At 52.7% G+C, this 16,650-nt stretch carries 11 protein-coding genes; 1 reads left to right on the top strand and 10 read right to left on the bottom strand.

Features of this window, described 5'->3' with window-relative positions; genetic code table 11:
* Window positions 1-108: 108 nt before the first annotated feature.
* The 4 genes from surE to BQ2633_RS10170 all read right to left on the bottom strand — a co-directional run bounded on the left by surE (window position 109) and on the right by BQ2633_RS10170 (window position 4,721).
* On the bottom strand, window positions 109-894 hold the full coding sequence (surE, locus tag BQ2633_RS10185) for a 5'/3'-nucleotidase SurE (protein ID WP_075566885.1): 786 nt from the start codon (window positions 892-894) through the stop codon (window positions 109-111).
* 126 nt (window positions 895-1,020) lie between these two features.
* On the bottom strand, window positions 1,021-2,061 hold the full coding sequence (locus tag BQ2633_RS10180) for a FecCD family ABC transporter permease (RefSeq protein ID WP_075566883.1): 1,041 nt from the start codon (window positions 2,059-2,061) through the stop codon (window positions 1,021-1,023).
* Between the two features lie 99 nt (window positions 2,062-2,160).
* The gene (locus tag BQ2633_RS10175) at window positions 2,161-3,624 is read right to left on the bottom strand and encodes an ABC transporter substrate-binding protein (RefSeq protein WP_141700202.1); all 1,464 of its coding nucleotides are present in this window, start codon (window positions 3,622-3,624) and stop codon (window positions 2,161-2,163) included.
* On the bottom strand, window positions 3,612-4,721 hold the full coding sequence (locus tag BQ2633_RS10170; RefSeq protein WP_075566879.1) for an asparaginase: 1,110 nt from the start codon (window positions 4,719-4,721) through the stop codon (window positions 3,612-3,614). Before BQ2633_RS10170 ends, BQ2633_RS10175 begins: the two co-directional genes overlap by 13 nt.
* A gap of 306 nt (window positions 4,722-5,027) precedes the next feature.
* Here BQ2633_RS10170 and hflX point away from each other — a divergent pair, with 306 nt between their 5' ends.
* Entirely contained in the window at window positions 5,028-6,389 is a 1,362-nt protein-coding gene (gene hflX, locus BQ2633_RS10165; RefSeq protein ID WP_075566877.1) for a GTPase HflX, read from the top strand.
* A gap of 308 nt (window positions 6,390-6,697) precedes the next feature.
* On the opposite strand, the gene BQ2633_RS10160 is transcribed toward hflX, so the two are convergent.
* The 6 genes from BQ2633_RS10160 to BQ2633_RS10135 form a co-directional block, all read right to left on the bottom strand.
* Entirely contained in the window at window positions 6,698-7,009 is a 312-nt protein-coding gene (locus BQ2633_RS10160) for a DUF2149 domain-containing protein (protein WP_141700231.1), read from the bottom strand.
* Between the two features lie 81 nt (window positions 7,010-7,090).
* Window positions 7,091-7,693 carry a MotA/TolQ/ExbB proton channel family protein gene (locus BQ2633_RS10155; RefSeq protein WP_075566873.1) on the bottom strand — a complete coding sequence of 201 codons (603 nt, stop codon included), beginning with the start codon at window positions 7,691-7,693 and terminating at the stop codon, window positions 7,091-7,093.
* Window positions 7,694-7,850: 157 nt separating this feature from the next.
* Window positions 7,851-8,570 carry a hypothetical protein gene (locus tag BQ2633_RS10150; RefSeq protein WP_075566871.1) on the bottom strand — a complete coding sequence of 240 codons (720 nt, stop codon included), beginning with the start codon at window positions 8,568-8,570 and terminating at the stop codon, window positions 7,851-7,853.
* 266 nt (window positions 8,571-8,836) lie between these two features.
* Window positions 8,837-13,474 carry a cobaltochelatase subunit CobN gene (locus BQ2633_RS10145; RefSeq protein WP_075566869.1) on the bottom strand — a complete coding sequence of 1,546 codons (4,638 nt, stop codon included), beginning with the start codon at window positions 13,472-13,474 and terminating at the stop codon, window positions 8,837-8,839.
* A 151-nt stretch (window positions 13,475-13,625) separates the two neighbouring features.
* A complete protein-coding gene (locus tag BQ2633_RS10140; protein ID WP_083234030.1) occupies window positions 13,626-15,725 on the bottom strand; it encodes a TonB-dependent receptor plug domain-containing protein in 2,100 nt (699 codons plus the stop codon).
* A gap of 185 nt (window positions 15,726-15,910) precedes the next feature.
* A complete protein-coding gene (locus BQ2633_RS10135) occupies window positions 15,911-16,624 on the bottom strand; it encodes an HmuY family protein (protein ID WP_075566865.1) in 714 nt (237 codons plus the stop codon).
* Window positions 16,625-16,650 lie beyond the last annotated feature (26 nt).

The raw sequence follows: 16,650 nt of genomic DNA, 5'->3' as shown, positions 1-16,650 counted from the left end.
TTACGAGGTGGAATCTGCTGAATTGGTTAGTGAGAAGGGAGAAATTACGAGGTGGGAAATGCGATGTAGGAAGGAGAAAAGTCGAGACTCACTCCCTGTTGCTGTGCCTTACCACTCCTTCGATTTGAGTTGTTGCAACAAGGGATAGTTGGTTGCATCGAGCGTCTGCGGAGTAATCGACACATAACCGTGAGCCAGCGCCCAGCGGTCAGTGTCTTCCGCTTCAGGTTCTAGTTCGTAGGGTTCGCCAGTGAGCCAATAATAAGGTGAGCCACTGCGAGGTTTGTAGTTCACCGCCATCTCGTTCACCCAGCGCGAACGCGCCATACGGCACACTTTCACGCCTTCAAATTCGGATAAAGCAGGGAAATTGACATTGAGGGCGGAGAAAGGTGGAAGTCCTTCGCGGAGCACCTGTTGCACAATCTCTATAATGTAGGGCGCGCAAGCCGACATATCGACATCGTAGCTGAAGTGACAGTAGGAAAATCCGATGCCGGGCACGCCTTGTAGCACCCCTTCGTTAGCTGCTCCCATGGTGCCGGAATAAAAGGTATTGACACTAGAGTTATCGCCGTGGTTCACCCCTGAAACCACCAAATCGGGCTTGCGATTGTAGTTGTCGAGGAGCACATTGAAGGCGAGTTTCACACAGTCCACCGGACTTCCCGTGCAGGAATAAATGTCGAGTCCGTCTTCCTCATGCACGAGTCGGCACTGAATGGGCTGCGTGGCGGTGATGGCACAGCCAAAACCAGAGCGCGCACCACTGGGTGCCACTACCAAAATGTCGGCGATAGGGCGCAACACATCGATGAGAAAGTTGAGTCCAGGGGCTTGATAGCCGTCGTCGTTGGAAAGAAGGATAAAGGGTCGTACGGAGGAGTTGAGCATTTCTTCGAGAGAGTTGGAGAGATGGACAATAAGAAAATAGAAAAAGAGTCTCCCTCAGTGGCAAGGCAGCGCCATGTGTGGTGCAGGCAGTGCGAGGGCCTCGGGCAAACCTTGCGTCTGTTCACCTCATCGAGGGCGATGTTGCAGTAGCAACAGCACCATGATGGGTGCACCCACTAGTGGAGTCACCGCATTGAGCGGAAGTTGCGCTTCGCCCCATAGCGGCAGTCGCGCCACAAGTTGGCAGAAGAGAAGAAGCACACTCCCCATCAAGAGCGTGAGGGGCAGCAGACGATGATGGGCACCTTGGTGTGACACCAAACGCGCTGCGTGTGGGGCAGCCAAACCGACAAAGGCGATGGGACCACAAAGGGCAGTGACCACTGCGGAAAGCAGACCAACGACCCCTAAAAGGCGGAAGCGCTCGCGATCCACGCTGATGCCCAGCGACTGCGCATAGACATCGCCCAGCAACCATGCGTCGAGCACGCGCAACTGGCGGATCGTCAAGAGTAAAAGAAGAATGATCGCAAGGGCAAAAAGCGGAAGTTGCGACCAACTCACAGAAGTGCAGTCACCCAAAAGCCAAAGTTGATAGTGGCGCAGTCCATCGGCAGAAGCACGATGTGCCAAGATGGCAAGCACCGAAGAGACCATGAAGGAGAGCATCACGCCCACTAAGAGCACAGCTGTGGCACTCGCCAGACGACGGCTCACACTAAGCAGCACACTCAGCACCACCAGTGCGCCCAACAAAGCCGAGAGCACGGTGAGGGTGAAGCCAGTCAAGACCGAAACACTCCCCACAACCATCATGGCAAGGGCAGCTCCGAGGGCAGCACCAGCGTTGATGCCCAGCAGAGAAGGGTCGGCTAGCGGATTGCGAAAGAGAGTCTGCGTGAAGAGTCCACTTCCTCCAAGCGCGGCTCCTGAGAGCGCGGCAGTGAGAGCGATGGTCAAGCGATGGTGCACCACGATTTCTTGCCCGATGGCGGAGGATGTCTCTCTATCGCCCAGCAAACAGCGAGCGGCATCGCCCAAAGCGGTCGCCACCTCTTGCGGAGTCATCCACACACTACCCACAAAAAGATGCAACCCAATGAGCAGTAGCACGAGCAAACTCAAGCTCAGTAGCAGGGTTCGGTGGGAGGGGGAGAGAAGGAGCATGTAGGGGAGGGACAAACAGAGGGATAAATGCGGAGAAAAAGCCGTGGGCGATTGAAGGTATCCCAATGGTGGAAGACCAATCTTCGCTTCAGCAGAGCATCAGTGGAGCGGCAGCGAATGGAAATAGCGCAAAGCGTCTGTGGCATCTAGCGGCAAGGTACCGAGCATGATGCACCATTCGCGCAACAACTGTGCAGGAGCGAAGGGGGTATGCTCATAGTAAGGCACTTGCATCGTGGGGCACACCCACACGCGATGGGACCGCACAGCAGGAAATTGCGCATAGACGCGCGAGAGAGCCGTGAGTGCGGCGTAGTTTGGGGGCAGTTCGTCACCGCCTTTGATGATCCACACGTCTGCCGTTTGGGCATATTGCCAAGCGCGCTCCAAAGGAAGTGGCAGGCTACCGGCTTGATCGTTGTGGCGCAAGGGATAGTCTCCGCCTGCGTCTGCGATGAGGGTGGCAAGATAACTACGTCCGCCAGGCACATACCAAGTGCTTTGCCAGGGCAAATCGAGCCAAACACGCACCGCACGATGGGAGATGCTTGAAGGGGGCTGCAGCGTTACGGAGGAATCTTCCCCTCGTGATGCTGTCGTCTTGTGCATTGGTGCATCCTTTTCTCGGAGGTTATCCAAATTATCTCCGACATTTTCAAAATTTTCTCCCACGTTTTTTGGAAAATCTCCAACGTTTTTGGAAAAAACTCCGACGTTTTTCTGATTTCGTCGGAGATTTTTTTTGTGCTCTCCCACATTCGGTGTATCCACTGGAATTTTAGCAATAGAAGTGGACTGCATTTTCGGGTGATGTTCCCGCTGCGAAGCACCGGATGGCGTAGGGTGCGCTAACCCCGATGACGTTGTTTGCTCTAAAGCCGACTGCACAGTTTGTGCCAACCATTCGTAGTTGCGCACTTCAAGTGCAAAGAGGCTGTCGGCTAGTTGGGATTTTCCCCACAGTCTGCCGTAGAATCGCATCCATTCAGCGCGCCCCAAAGGCGATGTTTCGAGATAGTCGGCACAGTCCACGATGGGAACATGAGCGCGCTCTAACGACTCGTAGCGAGCATTTTCAAAGGGAGCAAACAGACAAGCCTGCGTTTTTGCCGCAATGATGCGCTCCACATTGGGTTGGTCGCCACGTCCAAAGTCGGGAAGGTGGAGCTGCTCGAGTTCGGGTACGACGATGTAGGCGGTGTCGCAAAGTCCCACGAGCGACTGTTGTGCTCCGAGTTGGAGCGCAAGGGCAGCATGCACGGTGCTTTGCGGAAGGGTGCGCTGCAAAGGGGTGTGGAGCAACACGGACGTAGGGTGCTGCGCTTGCAAGGCTTCGACAGCAGCGGAAGACATCGCTTGATCCACCAGAAGATATTGGCGCAACACTTGCGTGGTGTCCCATGGATTGACGATTTCCACCCACGTGTGGTCGGGCGCATCGGTCATGCGGAGCAATTTGGCGTAGCGCATCGGCGCCGCCGTGGGAGAGACGGACGAGGCACAACCGCAGAGCAAGAGCAGCCCTGCGATTAGAAATCCAAAGCCCAACTTTAGTCGGCACATATTCCTCGTACTTTTGCCATGTGTCCGCGTTGCAAACAAACCTCTTCATCGGTTTGCAGGGCAAAAGGTAGGGTCACTTCGCCCACCAACGAGGTGTTCATCAACTGGCAGATGCGCTGTTTGTCGTAATTGTGCCCAAGGAGGAACATCAACTTGGTCACTACGGCTTCGAGTGTCATGTCGTGACCGTTCAACACTCCGGCTTCTATGAGCTGGAGTGAGGTGTCATAGCGCCCCATGTCCACCGTTCCTGTAGAACACTGCGTGGTGTTGATGATCACCACCCCACGATCGCTGAGTTCTTTCAGACGTTCGTAGAGCCACGGCAGCTTGGGCGCGTTGCCCGCTCCGTAGGTTTTGAGCACTAGTCCGCGGAGATTGGGGATGTTGAGGTAGGCATTCATCACCTCTTCGCGCATGCCGGGGAAGAGGGTCAAAATGGCGATGTGGTCATCGAGAAGATAGTTGGGACGGAAGGGCTTCTCAGGGTCGGGACGATGGATAAACGCTTCTTCAAACTTGATGTGGATGCCAGCATCTGCGAGATGATGGAAATTGTAAGAGCGAAAAGCGTTGAACCCCTCGGAGTTAATCTTGGTGGTGCGGTTGCCGCGGAGGAGTTTGTTCTCAAAGAAGATGCAGACTTCGGGCACCATGGGCTTGCCTTCTGGGCAGCGCGCGGCAGCAATCTCGATGCTGGTGAGGAGATTTTCCTTTCCATCGGTGCGCAACTGCCCAATGGGCAACTGACTTCCAGTGATGACCACAGGTTTGCCTAGGTTTTCGAGCATAAAACTCAAAGCGGAGGCAGTGAACGCCATGGTGTCTGTGCCGTGGAGGAGGACAAAACCATCGTAGCTGTCGTAGTTGTCGGCGATAACCTCCACCATGCGCGTCCAATACTTCGGTTCCATGTCGGAAGAGTCGATGGGGGGACCAAAGGTAATGGTTTCGATGTCGTAGTGGAAACGCGCGAGTTCGGGCACGAAGTTGCTGATGTGCTCCCAATCGAAGGCTTCAAGTGCGCCAGTGGTGGGATTTTCAAGCATACCAATCGTACCGCCAGTGTAGATGATGAGTATCCTAGCTCCGTTCATGTGATGATTTGTTTCTGCAAATATACCTTTTTTTAGCGAGATTATCCGCCTTTTCGCGTCAAAAAATCCCCCACTCTAGCACGGCTCTCAGCAGGGGAAAAAGAGGGAAAAGGAGGCTTTTGCTGGCAGATTGACGGAGATGGGTGCGAAAAACGGACGAACGAATAGCCAAATCCGATATTTAGTTGTATCTTTGTATCAAATTCGCACTGTCTTTTTCTTTTGTTTTTATGGCTTTGTTCCTCATTTTTGGAGGCAAAAGCGCCAATTTCGACACAGGCAGTGCAACGATGATAAGACGACGATATGAAAGAATTTATACAAACTGAGGTCAAGGCGGAAACGGCTGTCCTTGTGGCACTCATCACCAAGACCCAAAACGAACATAAAACGCAAGAGTATCTCGATGAACTGGCTTTTCTGGCGGAAACGGCAGGAGCCGAGACGGTGCATCGCTTCACACAGCGTGTGGATGGTCCGAGTTCGGTGACTTATGTGGGCAAGGGTAAGTTGGAAGAAATCCGTGCCTACATCGAGGATTGCGAAAAGGCGGCAGAAGAAGCCGAAGAAGACCCGCTCTGGCCTGCCGATGTGGAGAAGCCACGCCCCGTGGGTATGGTGATTTTCGACGATGAACTCTCAGCGAAACAACTACGCAACATCGAGGCTGTGCTGCAAGTGAAGATTTTAGACCGCACTTCGCTCATCCTAGATATCTTTGCCATGCGCGCACAAACGGCAAATGCGAAGACACAAGTCGAACTGGCGCAATATCGCTACATGCTTCCTCGTCTGCAACGCCTTTGGACGCACTTGGAACGTCAAGGTGGTGGTTCTGGTGGTGCCGGTGGTGGCAAAGGCGGTAGCGTGGGTTTGCGCGGACCTGGTGAAACGCAGCTCGAAATGGACCGACGCATCATCCTCAACCGTATGTCGCTCCTCAAAGAACGCTTGGCAGACATCGACCGACAAAAGACTACGCAGCGACAAAATCGCGGAAAAATGGTGCGCGTGGCGCTGGTGGGCTACACCAACGTGGGAAAATCCACCCTCCTCAACCTACTTTCTAAGAGCGAAGTCTTTGCTGAAAATAAGCTTTTTGCGACGCTTGACACCACAGTGCGCAAGGTGATTGTGCACAATCTGCCTTTCCTCTTGGCAGACACGGTGGGATTCATCCGCAAACTCCCCACGGACTTGGTGGATTCCTTCAAGTCTACCCTCGATGAGACACGCGAAGCTGACTTGCTTGTCCATGTTGTCGACGTGAGTCACCCTGATTTTGAAGAGCAACTGCAAGTGGTGAACCGCACCCTCTGCGACTTGGGATGCGCCGACAAGCCACAAATCTTGGTGTTCAACAAGATGGATGCTTACACTTGCACGCCTAAAGACCCTAACGATTTGACGCCTGCCACGAAAGAAAACGTGACGCTCCCCGAACTCATGCAGACCTGGATGGGACGCACGCAAGGCACGGGTGAGAACATGACCGACCAACAGGGCACTGCTCCCTTGGATGTGATTTTCATCTCGGCACGCGAGCGCGAAAACATCGAAGAACTGCGCGACCTCTTCTACAAGCGCGTGCGCGAAATCCACGTGCAAAAGTATCCTTACAACGACTTCCTCTTCTACGACTACGACGCTGAAGGGGAAATGGTCTAACCTTTTTCACGACTTCTCCCTCACTCGCGGACTTCCCAACTTGGGTTGCCCCAGCAAGTGAGGGAGATTGTCATAGAAGGTGGGGAAGATTGGAGTGGAAAAGGGGAGGTTGCACCGATTTGCAAGGAAGGTCACTCCACAAAAAGACGCTAGACCTCAGCGATTAGAGCCATGCAGGCAAGAAACTCTGCATCGTTCTAACGCTGAGGTCTAGCGTTGTTTATCTCAATATCTGAGATTGATGTTCAAAAGGTCATACAGCTTGATAGACAAGCCCGATTCGTGATTGCGAATTTAGCACGAAAGCCCTATTCGGGTACGTAGATGACTTCGCCATTCTCCAACTGATAGGCGACACCCACCTTCTTGCCGCGCGAACCTTCGGCATTGCTCTGGTCGTTGGAGGGCGTGTAGCGTTGTATCTTTTCGCCTTTCTTGGTCACAATCTCCATGTTTTCTTTACCAGGATTCTTGACCATGGTGAAATCTTGCGTACTAAACATTTCGGTCATATTGTAGCGACTCACCAAAGCTACCATCAACGCCACAGCAAACACCATAGCCACGTCAAAAAGATTGGCTACGCTGCCCATGATGTCGTGATCATCGCCACCACCCATCAGACGGCGGCGAGTTTTGTTTCCTTCTTTTCTACTCATATCTACAATAGGTTTGAGAGGATATATGGGGAAATCACAAGACTAGGCTTGGGCATACTTTTCTGCCAAACGCGCTTCGATGAAGTCCAAACGCGCAGCATCTGCCGCCAACCAGCGTTTTTTCACCTGAATGGTCAGTGTGCCGATGGCACCAATCACCAAACCCACCACCGTAGTGGCGAAGGCCACCTGCATGTTGTACGCCATACTGGCAATATCGCCCGAGGAGAGTCCCACCAAAGCGGGTCCCATGGGGATGAGGGTACCCATCAGTCCGAGCACAGGTCCCATCTTCGCCAACGTGCGAGGAAGATTTTGATCGGCATCTGCGGCAATGTCAAACTCGGCAAGAACACGCTCACGAAGAGGTGCGTCGTTCGCGGCAGCTACTAGGCGATGATAGAAAGGTGCTGCGATGCCCAATCCAGCAGAGGGGAGTTGTTCGAGCAGAGTATCCACGTTGTCCGCAGTGAGTTGATCAAGGGCGGTTGCTATTTGCGCATCTGCCTTGCGGCGCGCAAGGAGTTGTCCGAAAAAGCCTCCCACGAGCAAGAGTGCGCGCACGAAGAAAAGCACCAAGAGGACGATGGTGGGCACGAGCAATCCCGTGCTGATCCAGAAGAGAATGTCAGAGATATAGTTCATTGTTATAAGATATGTTTTACAGATTTGTGGGGAACCCATCCCCGAAAGTCCGTTCCATCAGCTGGTGGAGCGGATTTTTCATATGATGAGGGTTGAAGCAATGTAGAGGGAGTGCGGAGCATTCGTGCACAGCTTGCCACAACGCTACTACCCCACCCTAGTGTTTGGCGGAAGTAGTCTTGCGGCGACTCCAGAAAAAGCCGATGAGCGCAAAGAAAACAAAGAGCACCACGACTGCCAAGAGGGCGAGCACATCGACACTACCCACACCTTCCACCGCAGTTCTGCCATTGACAGTGGCAATCACGCCAAGAATGGCAATGAGAATATTGAGGAGGAAGAGGAGTTCAAGGCGAAGTTCGCGTTCGGGAAGGAGAAATTCCAAACCGAAGCCGAGCGCCACAAAAGTCACAGTCACAATGGCTGCCAATCCCCACGCGACGAGTGCGAAGTCTACGCCAGGGAGGAAGAAGATGGTGCTTACTTCAAGCGAAAACAGCACGGGAAAAATGAGCAACCCTGGGTAGATAGCCAAAAGACCGCGCCAGAGTTTGCGCAACAGCACGGTGTAGCGATTTTGTGCCACGTAGATTTGTTGGTAAGGCTTCGCAGGGGCTTTGGTGCTTCCCCAACAGTAGGCGAGGAGGAACGCCACATCGATGCTGAGCACTACGGCAGTGTCGCGCATCAAATCGGGATTGGCAAGCCAAGCCTCAATCTGCGTTTTGGATTGCTCCACCGCCCACGGCCATGCGAGCCCAACGAAGAGGGCGCACAAGGCGAAGGTGATCCAGCGCACTCGCGGTGTCGCCAGCGAAAGTTTGAGCAGCGTGCTCAAACCTACAGCCACCATAAGACAAAGAACGAGAGTTTGCATTTTAGAAGTTAGAGAGTAGACGTTAGACGTTAGAGGGTCGCAGACCCGTTTTGCTCGCCACGACAAGCGTGGCTAGGGAAATAGACATTAGGTTTTAGACGTTAGACATTAGACCTTAGTGAGTAGATGCTAGCTCTTGGGGCGTTTCATCTCCCTCTTTCGAGCATATTAGCCCCTATCGCCTATTTACCATGAGGACTATGCAGAGCAAAGCCCTGCATAGTCTGATGGATAGCCTCTAAAGTTAGAACTTTAGGCGAGAAGATTTATTGTTTGTTGCGGCGACGACGCACGAGCACAATCGTACCTGCGGCAAGTGCCACAATCGCTACCACGACTACGACACCACTTGCGATGCCCTTAGAGGTGAGTTGCGAAGTGGGCGCTGCATCTTCGGCTTTCAGCACTGTGCCCTTGCCCGATTTGTCGTTGCGCGCGGCATCTATGCGGTCTTTGTAAGCCTTAGCCTCAGCAGAAGACACCTTGCTAGCGATGAACTGTTGGAGCTTTTGGTTGTTGTTGACGAATTCAGTGCCGGCAGCATCGTACTTCGCCACGAGTTCGGTGTGGAGTTTCGCCAACGCCTGCACCTTGTCTGCCGAAGCCTTCCACATGCCCTTGCGCGCACTCTCCAACATGATGGCAGAAATGCCCTGCAAAGCAGCGGGATTCACGCGTTCGAAGTATTCGCGCATACCGAGGTTGTGCTTGTCCTTCACGTAGGTGTCGAAGATTTCGTCCCACATTTCATTGTCAATCGCCTCAGGTTTCATCACCTCCCATCCGAAGGTGTTTTGCACCAGTTCCTCAAGCCCTGCCGCAGCTCCTTCGCCGCCTTTCATTTGCTCCTTGAGATAAGTGGGATTAAACATAGAAGTGCGGCTTTCCACGCCGATGGCTTCTTTGACTTCCTGCATGCGCATGTGGTTATGGTTGCGATAGTCCGCCAAATAAGCATCAGGTTCTTTACCGGTCACCTGACGTACGGTGAGGTTCATGCCACCCATGAACTCAAACACGTGGTCAAGACTGAGTGCGCCCCAGGTGTTATTCTGGCGAGGTTGGATCACTACGTCCGTACGTGTGAGTGCGGCTTCAAACGCTTTACTTTGATGGTCTTCCCATTGCTTTTGGTCGCCATAGAATGCGCCCATGTTGTTGAGATAAGCCTCAGCAATTTGCTTGCGGTCGGTCCATTTGTCGGACGCCATCGCCACTTCTTGGATGCCAGTGCCGTAGTTGCCATTCACACCACCGAAGATGCGGCGTGCCGCCCATGCGCGGGCTTCCTTGGGAGAGATACCTTTCTCGATGAGCAAGCGTTCGCTTTCCACCACTCCCGAAGCGACTTGGTTCTCAAATTTGTCGTCCTTCGCCTCAGCCGCCATTTCCACAGCTTTCTGCAGGAGGAAAAGGCGAGAAGCTGCCAAATCGCGGAGCTGACCACTGGTTTGCACCACCACATCAATGCGAGGGCGACCCAATTCTTTGGAAGGGATGAGGCGCAAATCATTGACGCGTCCGAAAGCATCGCGCAGAGGTTCTACACCAAGCATGTAGAAGGCTTGCGCCAAAGTAGCACCTTCGGTCTCGATAAACTCAGAACTCCAGAAGGTATAGCTGACTTTTCGGGGGATGCTGTCGTGGTGACGGCGGCGATATTCCTCAATCGTGTTGCGCGCCAGCTGTTTTCCCTTCTCCCAAGCCGACTCTGTAGGCGTAGCCTCAGCATTGATGGAATAAAGGTTGCGACCGGTGGGCAGCGAGTTGGGATTGGCGATGGGATCTCCCCCAGCCGAAGGAGCGGTGTAGCCACCCGAGAGCGAGCGCATCAGCGTGTTGAGTTCCTTTTCCGGGCTTTGCAAGAGCGCATAGCGATAGTTTTGCACATTGCGCAAAGTGCGTTCCACCTCTGCCACTGCATAAGCCATCGCCTTTTGTTCCTTGGTATATTCGGGTTGCTTGGACATGGCAGCCATGGCAGCGCGCATTCGTGCCATCTTCTCCGCACGACTACCACCACCCTTCGCAGCGTTGGGCTGACCTTTCGCAGTAGTGGGATGTCCCATCGCAGCAGGCTTTCCACCCTTGGCTTTTTGTGCCATAGCTGCAGCCATAGCAGGGGGCATCTGTCCGTGAGGCATGCCCGATGCACCGTGGGGATGCCCAGAAGCCCCCTGGTTTTGTGCCATCGCTCCGTGAGGATGACCAGCACTTGCAGGGGTTTTCCCCTTGTCTTCACTCTTCATGGAAGAATCTGCCACAGGTTTTGCAGCGGCTCCCATTTTTTGTCCAGGGTGTCCCTTCATAGCACCAGGATGTCCAGCAGGCATTTGTCCTTTCATCGCAGCACCGCCACCTTTTGCAGCAGGCATGCCACCAGGGTGTCCAGCAGGCATCTTGCCCTTCATTGCAGGCATACCACCCTTTTGTCCGCCTTTAGCCATCATCGCTGCCATCATTCCACCATGAGGTTGGGTGAGGGCTGCATAAACTTCGCGGGCTTCATTCAACTGTTGTGGGGTGATACGCGCCACTTGGCAGATGGTTTGGTCAGACACCATGCCTTCTTGGTGGAGCAAACGTCCCACCAACTGGCGAGCAGGCACGAGGTATTTCTGAGTAAACAAGGCTGCTCTGCGCTCGAAATCGGCAGGCACACGATGTTGCAATTTGTCGATAGCCAACTGACTATAGGCGATGGGGTCGGTCGCCATGGCATAAACACTACTCTCGATATGAGCTGGTGTGTAGACTTCTCCCAAGACGTAGGGACGACCATTGATTTTCTCATTGGAAAGTTCCTCGGAAAAGTGCTCAATGCGCTCGATGTCTGCCTCGGTGTAGGGACGTGTGCGCACGCTGTCGAGACCTAATGAGCGATGGATGCCCATTTGGATGGTCAAGGCTTTGACCGCCAATGAAGCCTTGTTGACTTCTGCTTGCTGCCGAGCGTTGAGCGCAGGAGCTTTTGCGGATTTCCCTGCCGCCTGCTGCGTGCTTGCTGCCGCCCACAAAAGAGCGTTGTAGTGCTGAATCGCCTTGTCTAAATCACGATAGGTGGAACGAAGATTAGACTCCATGAAAGGTGCGGTGAGATAACTCTGAATTGCGCCATAACTTCTGCGTTTGGCGATCATGGCTTCTCCCACATTGGCGATAGAATAGAGGTAGAAGTGGGGCATTGTTCCGACCAATCTGTCTGCCCAGTCGTGAGTGCTGAGCGCAACTTGCTTGTCCGGTGTGAACTCTAGGCTTCCGTGCGTGCCGAAGTGGATGAGGGCATCGGCTTTGAAGCCATGTTGCGCCCAAAGATAGGAAGCGAGATAGAGATGTGGAGGAACGGCATCCACACCATGGGCGATTTTGAACTCGTCATTGCCCATGGCAGCGGCAGGTTGTGGCATGATCACCACATTGCCAAAGCGCAATCGGGGGATGCCAAGGCGACCATCTTCGGTGGACAAATACTTACCAGGGAACGCGCCATAGGCTTTTTCCACGGCTTTGTAATCTTCGGCAGGGAGACTCTCCTTGACCCAACTCTCAAATTGGGAACGGGTCACCATTTCGGGCTTTCCCTTGCGCAGGAAGTCCTGCATTTTGCCCACATCATACGTGCCGAGGAGTCCGCCACGTGCTTGAATCATACGACCTAATTCAGCAGAAGAAGCAGGAAGTCCGCTCACATTGTAGCCCTCACTGCGCAAACGCACGAGGAAATTGTACAACGAGGGCACGACTTCCATGCCTTGCGCCACGAGGGCACTCTGACCTGGGCCTTTGTAGTAAACCACAGCGATGTGCTTGTCGGCATTCTTCTTTGACTTAAGTGCGACATAATGGCGAATAGTCGTGGCAAAATCCTTGACACGATCGGGCATGGCGTGCACTTGCAACAAACCTTCTTTGTCGCGCTTGTGGGCAAACACGGCATAAGGTAGGAGTGCACCGTCCAACTCTGGCATGCCAACGGTCTGCGAGAGGTAGCCGCCCGAAAGCCCTTGCTTGCTTTCCTCCCACTTGCTGCGTTCTCTCTGCACATTGATGGGAGCAAAGAAGGGGATGTTTTGACGAAGCAGATACGCCACTACGTCATCTCCCAATCGACCGTGCGCCATGTTGATCATGGCAGAAGGACTTACGCTGTCGATGTGTGCGCCAGCGATGAACTCATGCGCATCGTCTACATGATAAACCACGAAGTTTTGACGCTCCAACTCAGCCACCAACTCAAAGGGCTGTCCCATGATACCGGTGACAATGATGCGAGGAGCATCCTTTTTGAAAAGACCATTTTTCTGGAGAAACGCCTCATACTCGCGCACCGAATTGAAACCGAGTTCTTCGGCATCGGGATTTTTAGGATCGAGGTGGTAGAGTAAGCTCGAGGGATGCTCACGAGGTGCTTCTGCTTCAGGAGCGAGCAGTATCTTTTTATCGATATGCTTGCGCACATAACGGAGAAGGTTGCGATAGTTTTCACGGCCTCCATTGTCCATATAGGCTACAATGCGCGCTGCCGTGGCAGTGTCGAGCGAACAAATGTCATTGGCAGGGTTAGTCACAGTGAGTGCCATGACTGGAAGTCCCTTTTCTGCCAGTTTCTTCACCTCAGCACGTTGGGCTTCTGTGATTTTCAAACCCATGGCGTTGATGAGGACGAGATCATATTTGCCGATGTTCTCAATGTTTTCGGCATCTACGTCTTCCAAACTGATGAGAGCATTGTCATTGGCTTTGGCGATATGACCCGAAGTGAGGGGTTGGAAGTTGACCAAAGCGATACGTGTGGTGCCCAACCACGTGCGCCACGCGAAGGACGCCGCAAAGACAAAGAGGAGAAATCCTATAAAACCGATCCACAATCGGCGAGATCGTAGGAAAGACTGGAATTTTGACATTGTATATATAGACGTTAGAGGGTAGAGAATAGACGTTAGAAGATAGACCTTAGACATTAGAGGGTCGCATCCTCTTTCTGCTCGCCACGCAAGCACTACTCGGAGGAATAGGCGTTAGACCTTAAGGAGTAGACCTTAGACGTTAGAGGGTCTAGAAGAGTTTATCGACATCTATCTTGATCGTTCCCACAAAGGTGCGACCCACATCGGGAAGTTGCACAGAAGCAGTAGCAGCACGATCACGATAGTCAAATAGATTGTCGATGAGCAATCCCACTGTGATGCCTCGTTTAGGAAGCTGCACACCGAGATTCAACGAACAGAAGGTGCGCGCATCGAAGCGATAGCGATACATCACGGGGAGCTCCACCCCCGTCTGTGAGTTGCGCAACAGACGATAGTCATATTGCGAAAAAGCACAGCCCCAATGCCCATTGAAATCTGCCGTTGCCGTGAGCGATTTTGAGACAACATAGTGATAAGCTGCGCCAAAAGTGAGGCTATGTGGACGAACATCGGAGGTGTTGTACGACTGAGCAAAACGTCCGTGTCCGTTACTCATCTGATAGTCCTTAATATAGTTGTAAGTGGCGCGCACGTGCAGTCCATACGTCGTGGTGTAGCGCGCAGAAACTTCCACTCCTGTGGTCTTTCGGTCGTCGAAATTAGCATAACGTATGGTGTCTGCGCTCACGCTCTCGTAGCCGATGTAGTAACGATAGCGGTTGTGAAACACAGAAGCCGAAAGATTCAGACGATTCCACTCATATTCTGCCGAAAACGAGATCTGTTCGCTCGTCTCAGGGCGGAGATTGGGATTGCCCACCACGTGCATCACGTTCATCATATTGAAGTCTTGATACACCTCTTTAAGCGTGGGTGGACGATAGCCGTGAGAATAGTTGGCACGCAGCGTTAGATTATCGAGCGGACGGTAGAGCAATGACACTTTGGGCGTGAAGTGCGCGCTGTATCTCCATGGTTTGTCGAGACGCACCCCAGCCACCAGATTCAGTTGTGGGTGGATGTGCCATTCCTCTTGTCCATAGACCGACCACTGAGTGCCCGACACCGCGCCAGAATCTTTGAGCATATAGTGCTTGAGATAGTCGTTGCTCATCTCTGCTCCCAGACTCACCGTATGCTTGTCGGTGAGGAGGGTGTAGTTCAAGCGTGCTGTCTGCTGATGATTGCGATAGGGGGTGATGCTCTTCGGATCACCGGCAGTTCCCTCTGCATAAGGATAGTTGTAGGTCTTGGTGTAGGTGTCGTTGAGATAGGACAGATCGAAACGATGTTGTGGCGAAAGGAGATATTTCACATTAGCTCCCCAGGCAAAATCATTGTAGCGATCGTAGCGTTTCCCACCACGCACGAGGGGTTGTCGGTTACTATAAAACGAACCTTTGACTTCTGCGCTAAGACGTTCGTTAAATTGATAGCCCAGTCGCTGCGACACGGTATTAACGGTGTAGCCCTTGATTTGGAGTGTGTCGGCTTGGCTCTCTTCTATCTGTTTCACGCTGCCTTCGGGCGAGATTTGCTCATAGGCATACTTGCTCACGTCGGGCACCACGAAACTTTCGCGGCTGCGCCAGCCCCAGTTGGTGAAGGAAGTCCAACCCTTTTGGCGAATCCCTAAGTTGGCTCCATATTTTTCTCCATTCTTTCCCGCATAACGTCCGGTAAGACTAAATGAAACAGGGCGTTTGGCCTTGCGCGTGATGATGTTGATGACCCCTCCTTGAGCATTACTGTCGTAGAGGGTGGAGGCGGCTCCACGCACCACCTCGATGCGCTCAATCTCATCGGGATTGATGCGGTTGTAGTCGATGTTGTGATCGCTGCTTTCACCGCTCAGTCGCTCACCATCTATGAGGAAGACCACCATCTTGTTGTTCATCCCTTGATAGGTGAGCGTGGGCAACTGGCTCATTGTATTGAGACGAAACTGGATGCCTGGGAGGGCATACTGCAACAGTTGCTGCATGTCGAGGGGATTGATGCGATCAATCTCGGCACGTGACACTATGCGTGTAATCACCGGTACATCTTTGAGCGGACGTTCTAGGCGAGAACCAGTGACCACCACCTCATTAAAGGCTTTCTCGTCGAAGATACCCGAAGGTCCTTTCGCCTTCTGCCTTACGGACTTTGTTGCGACTGGCTTTTGCGCTCGGACGGACAAACAGCATTGTCCCATGCCTGCAAGAAGACATAGGACAATGAGGGAGGATTTGACGTTATACATTAGATGTTTGACGTTTACATTGAAAGACTATGCAGCAGTGGGCGCATCTTTCTACAGACATTCGCTCTCTGACCACATAGAGGAAGGAGATTATATTTTGAGATTAGACGTTAGACCTTAGGCACACTACCCCATTGTTAAGGCATTGTATCTAAGGTCTAACGTCTAATTCTTATGTTTTGCGCTTATTTCACAGGTACAGCATCAAAGGTGTAGAAACCATTGTCACCAGCGTTGTTGGTGAATCCTTTGAACTTGAGCAAGAAATGACGACCATCTTTCGTGCGCAAAGCCACGACATTGGGTTTCGCTTCGTAGGAGATGTTAGGCATTTGTCCCTTGCGCTTGAACATCGTGGAGAGCACAGGGTTGCGCACATCGTTAGAAGTATAGGTGAGAATGCCGTTCACCATATTGGCAAAGTCTACCATCACACGGTCTTTTCCTGTGGCGATGGTATCTACCACGCTGATGTTGGCAATATCGGCAGTCTTCACCTCGTTAAATTCAGTAGCAGAGAGGAGCTTCGTAGCACCATTGTTCGTGCGAAGGAGGTTGTAGCGGAAAGCGAGGTCCCACTTGATTTTCACATCGTCAAGGCTACCAGCTTTCTTTTCGGTAGTCACCTCCCTGGTTTTGGTGTTGATATAAGTCCACGTGCCGAAATCAGGATGAGTTTCGTGTTCACCAGTGGCAAGATTCACATACGTCCAGTTAGCATACGCACCATTTCTAGCAGTCATGCCGACATTTTTCACGGTGAGCACCTTACCCGTTTGTTGCACTTGTCCAGGCAGAGGTTTAGGAGTAGGCAGAGGTTTGTTGTTCGTTTCATCTTTATCGCAAGCTGCGAGCGTGAGGGCTGCCATAGCGGCCACAAGGAGAGTTTTGATGTACATAGTTGTATTAGGAATTGAGGGGGAGA

This window comes from Ihuprevotella massiliensis, from assembly GCA_900095835.1.
In the GTDB taxonomy this organism is placed as follows: domain Bacteria; phylum Bacteroidota; class Bacteroidia; order Bacteroidales; family Bacteroidaceae; genus Alloprevotella; species Alloprevotella massiliensis.
The sequence above is the reverse complement of the archived record's forward strand: the minus strand, read 5'-3'. Positions and strand labels throughout refer to the sequence as shown.

Bases quoted from the DNA above. Each gene is read 5' to 3' on its own strand.
- surE (WP_075566885.1), bottom strand. From the start codon at position 894: ATGCTCAACTCCTCCGTACGACCCTTTATCCTTCTTTCCAACGACGAC.
- BQ2633_RS10150 (WP_075566871.1), bottom strand. From the start codon at position 8,570: ATGCAAACTCTCGTTCTTTGTCTTATGGTGGCTGTAGGTTTGAGCACG.
- BQ2633_RS10140 (WP_083234030.1), bottom strand. From the start codon at position 15,725: ATGTATAACGTCAAATCCTCCCTCATTGTCCTATGTCTTCTTGCAGGC.
- BQ2633_RS10135 (WP_075566865.1), bottom strand. From the start codon at position 16,624: ATGTACATCAAAACTCTCCTTGTGGCCGCTATGGCAGCCCTCACGCTC.
- BQ2633_RS10155 (WP_075566873.1), bottom strand. From the start codon at position 7,693: ATGAACTATATCTCTGACATTCTCTTCTGGATCAGCACGGGATTGCTC.
- BQ2633_RS10180 (WP_075566883.1), bottom strand. From the start codon at position 2,061: ATGCTCCTTCTCTCCCCCTCCCACCGAACCCTGCTACTGAGCTTGAGT.
- BQ2633_RS10175 (WP_141700202.1), bottom strand. From the start codon at position 3,624: ATGTGCCGACTAAAGTTGGGCTTTGGATTTCTAATCGCAGGGCTGCTC.
- BQ2633_RS10170 (WP_075566879.1), bottom strand. From the start codon at position 4,721: ATGAACGGAGCTAGGATACTCATCATCTACACTGGCGGTACGATTGGT.
- BQ2633_RS10145 (WP_075566869.1), bottom strand. From the start codon at position 13,474: ATGTCAAAATTCCAGTCTTTCCTACGATCTCGCCGATTGTGGATCGGT.
- BQ2633_RS10160 (WP_141700231.1), bottom strand. From the start codon at position 7,009: ATGGGTGGTGGCGATGATCACGACATCATGGGCAGCGTAGCCAATCTT.
- hflX (WP_075566877.1), top strand. From the start codon at position 5,028: ATGAAAGAATTTATACAAACTGAGGTCAAGGCGGAAACGGCTGTCCTT.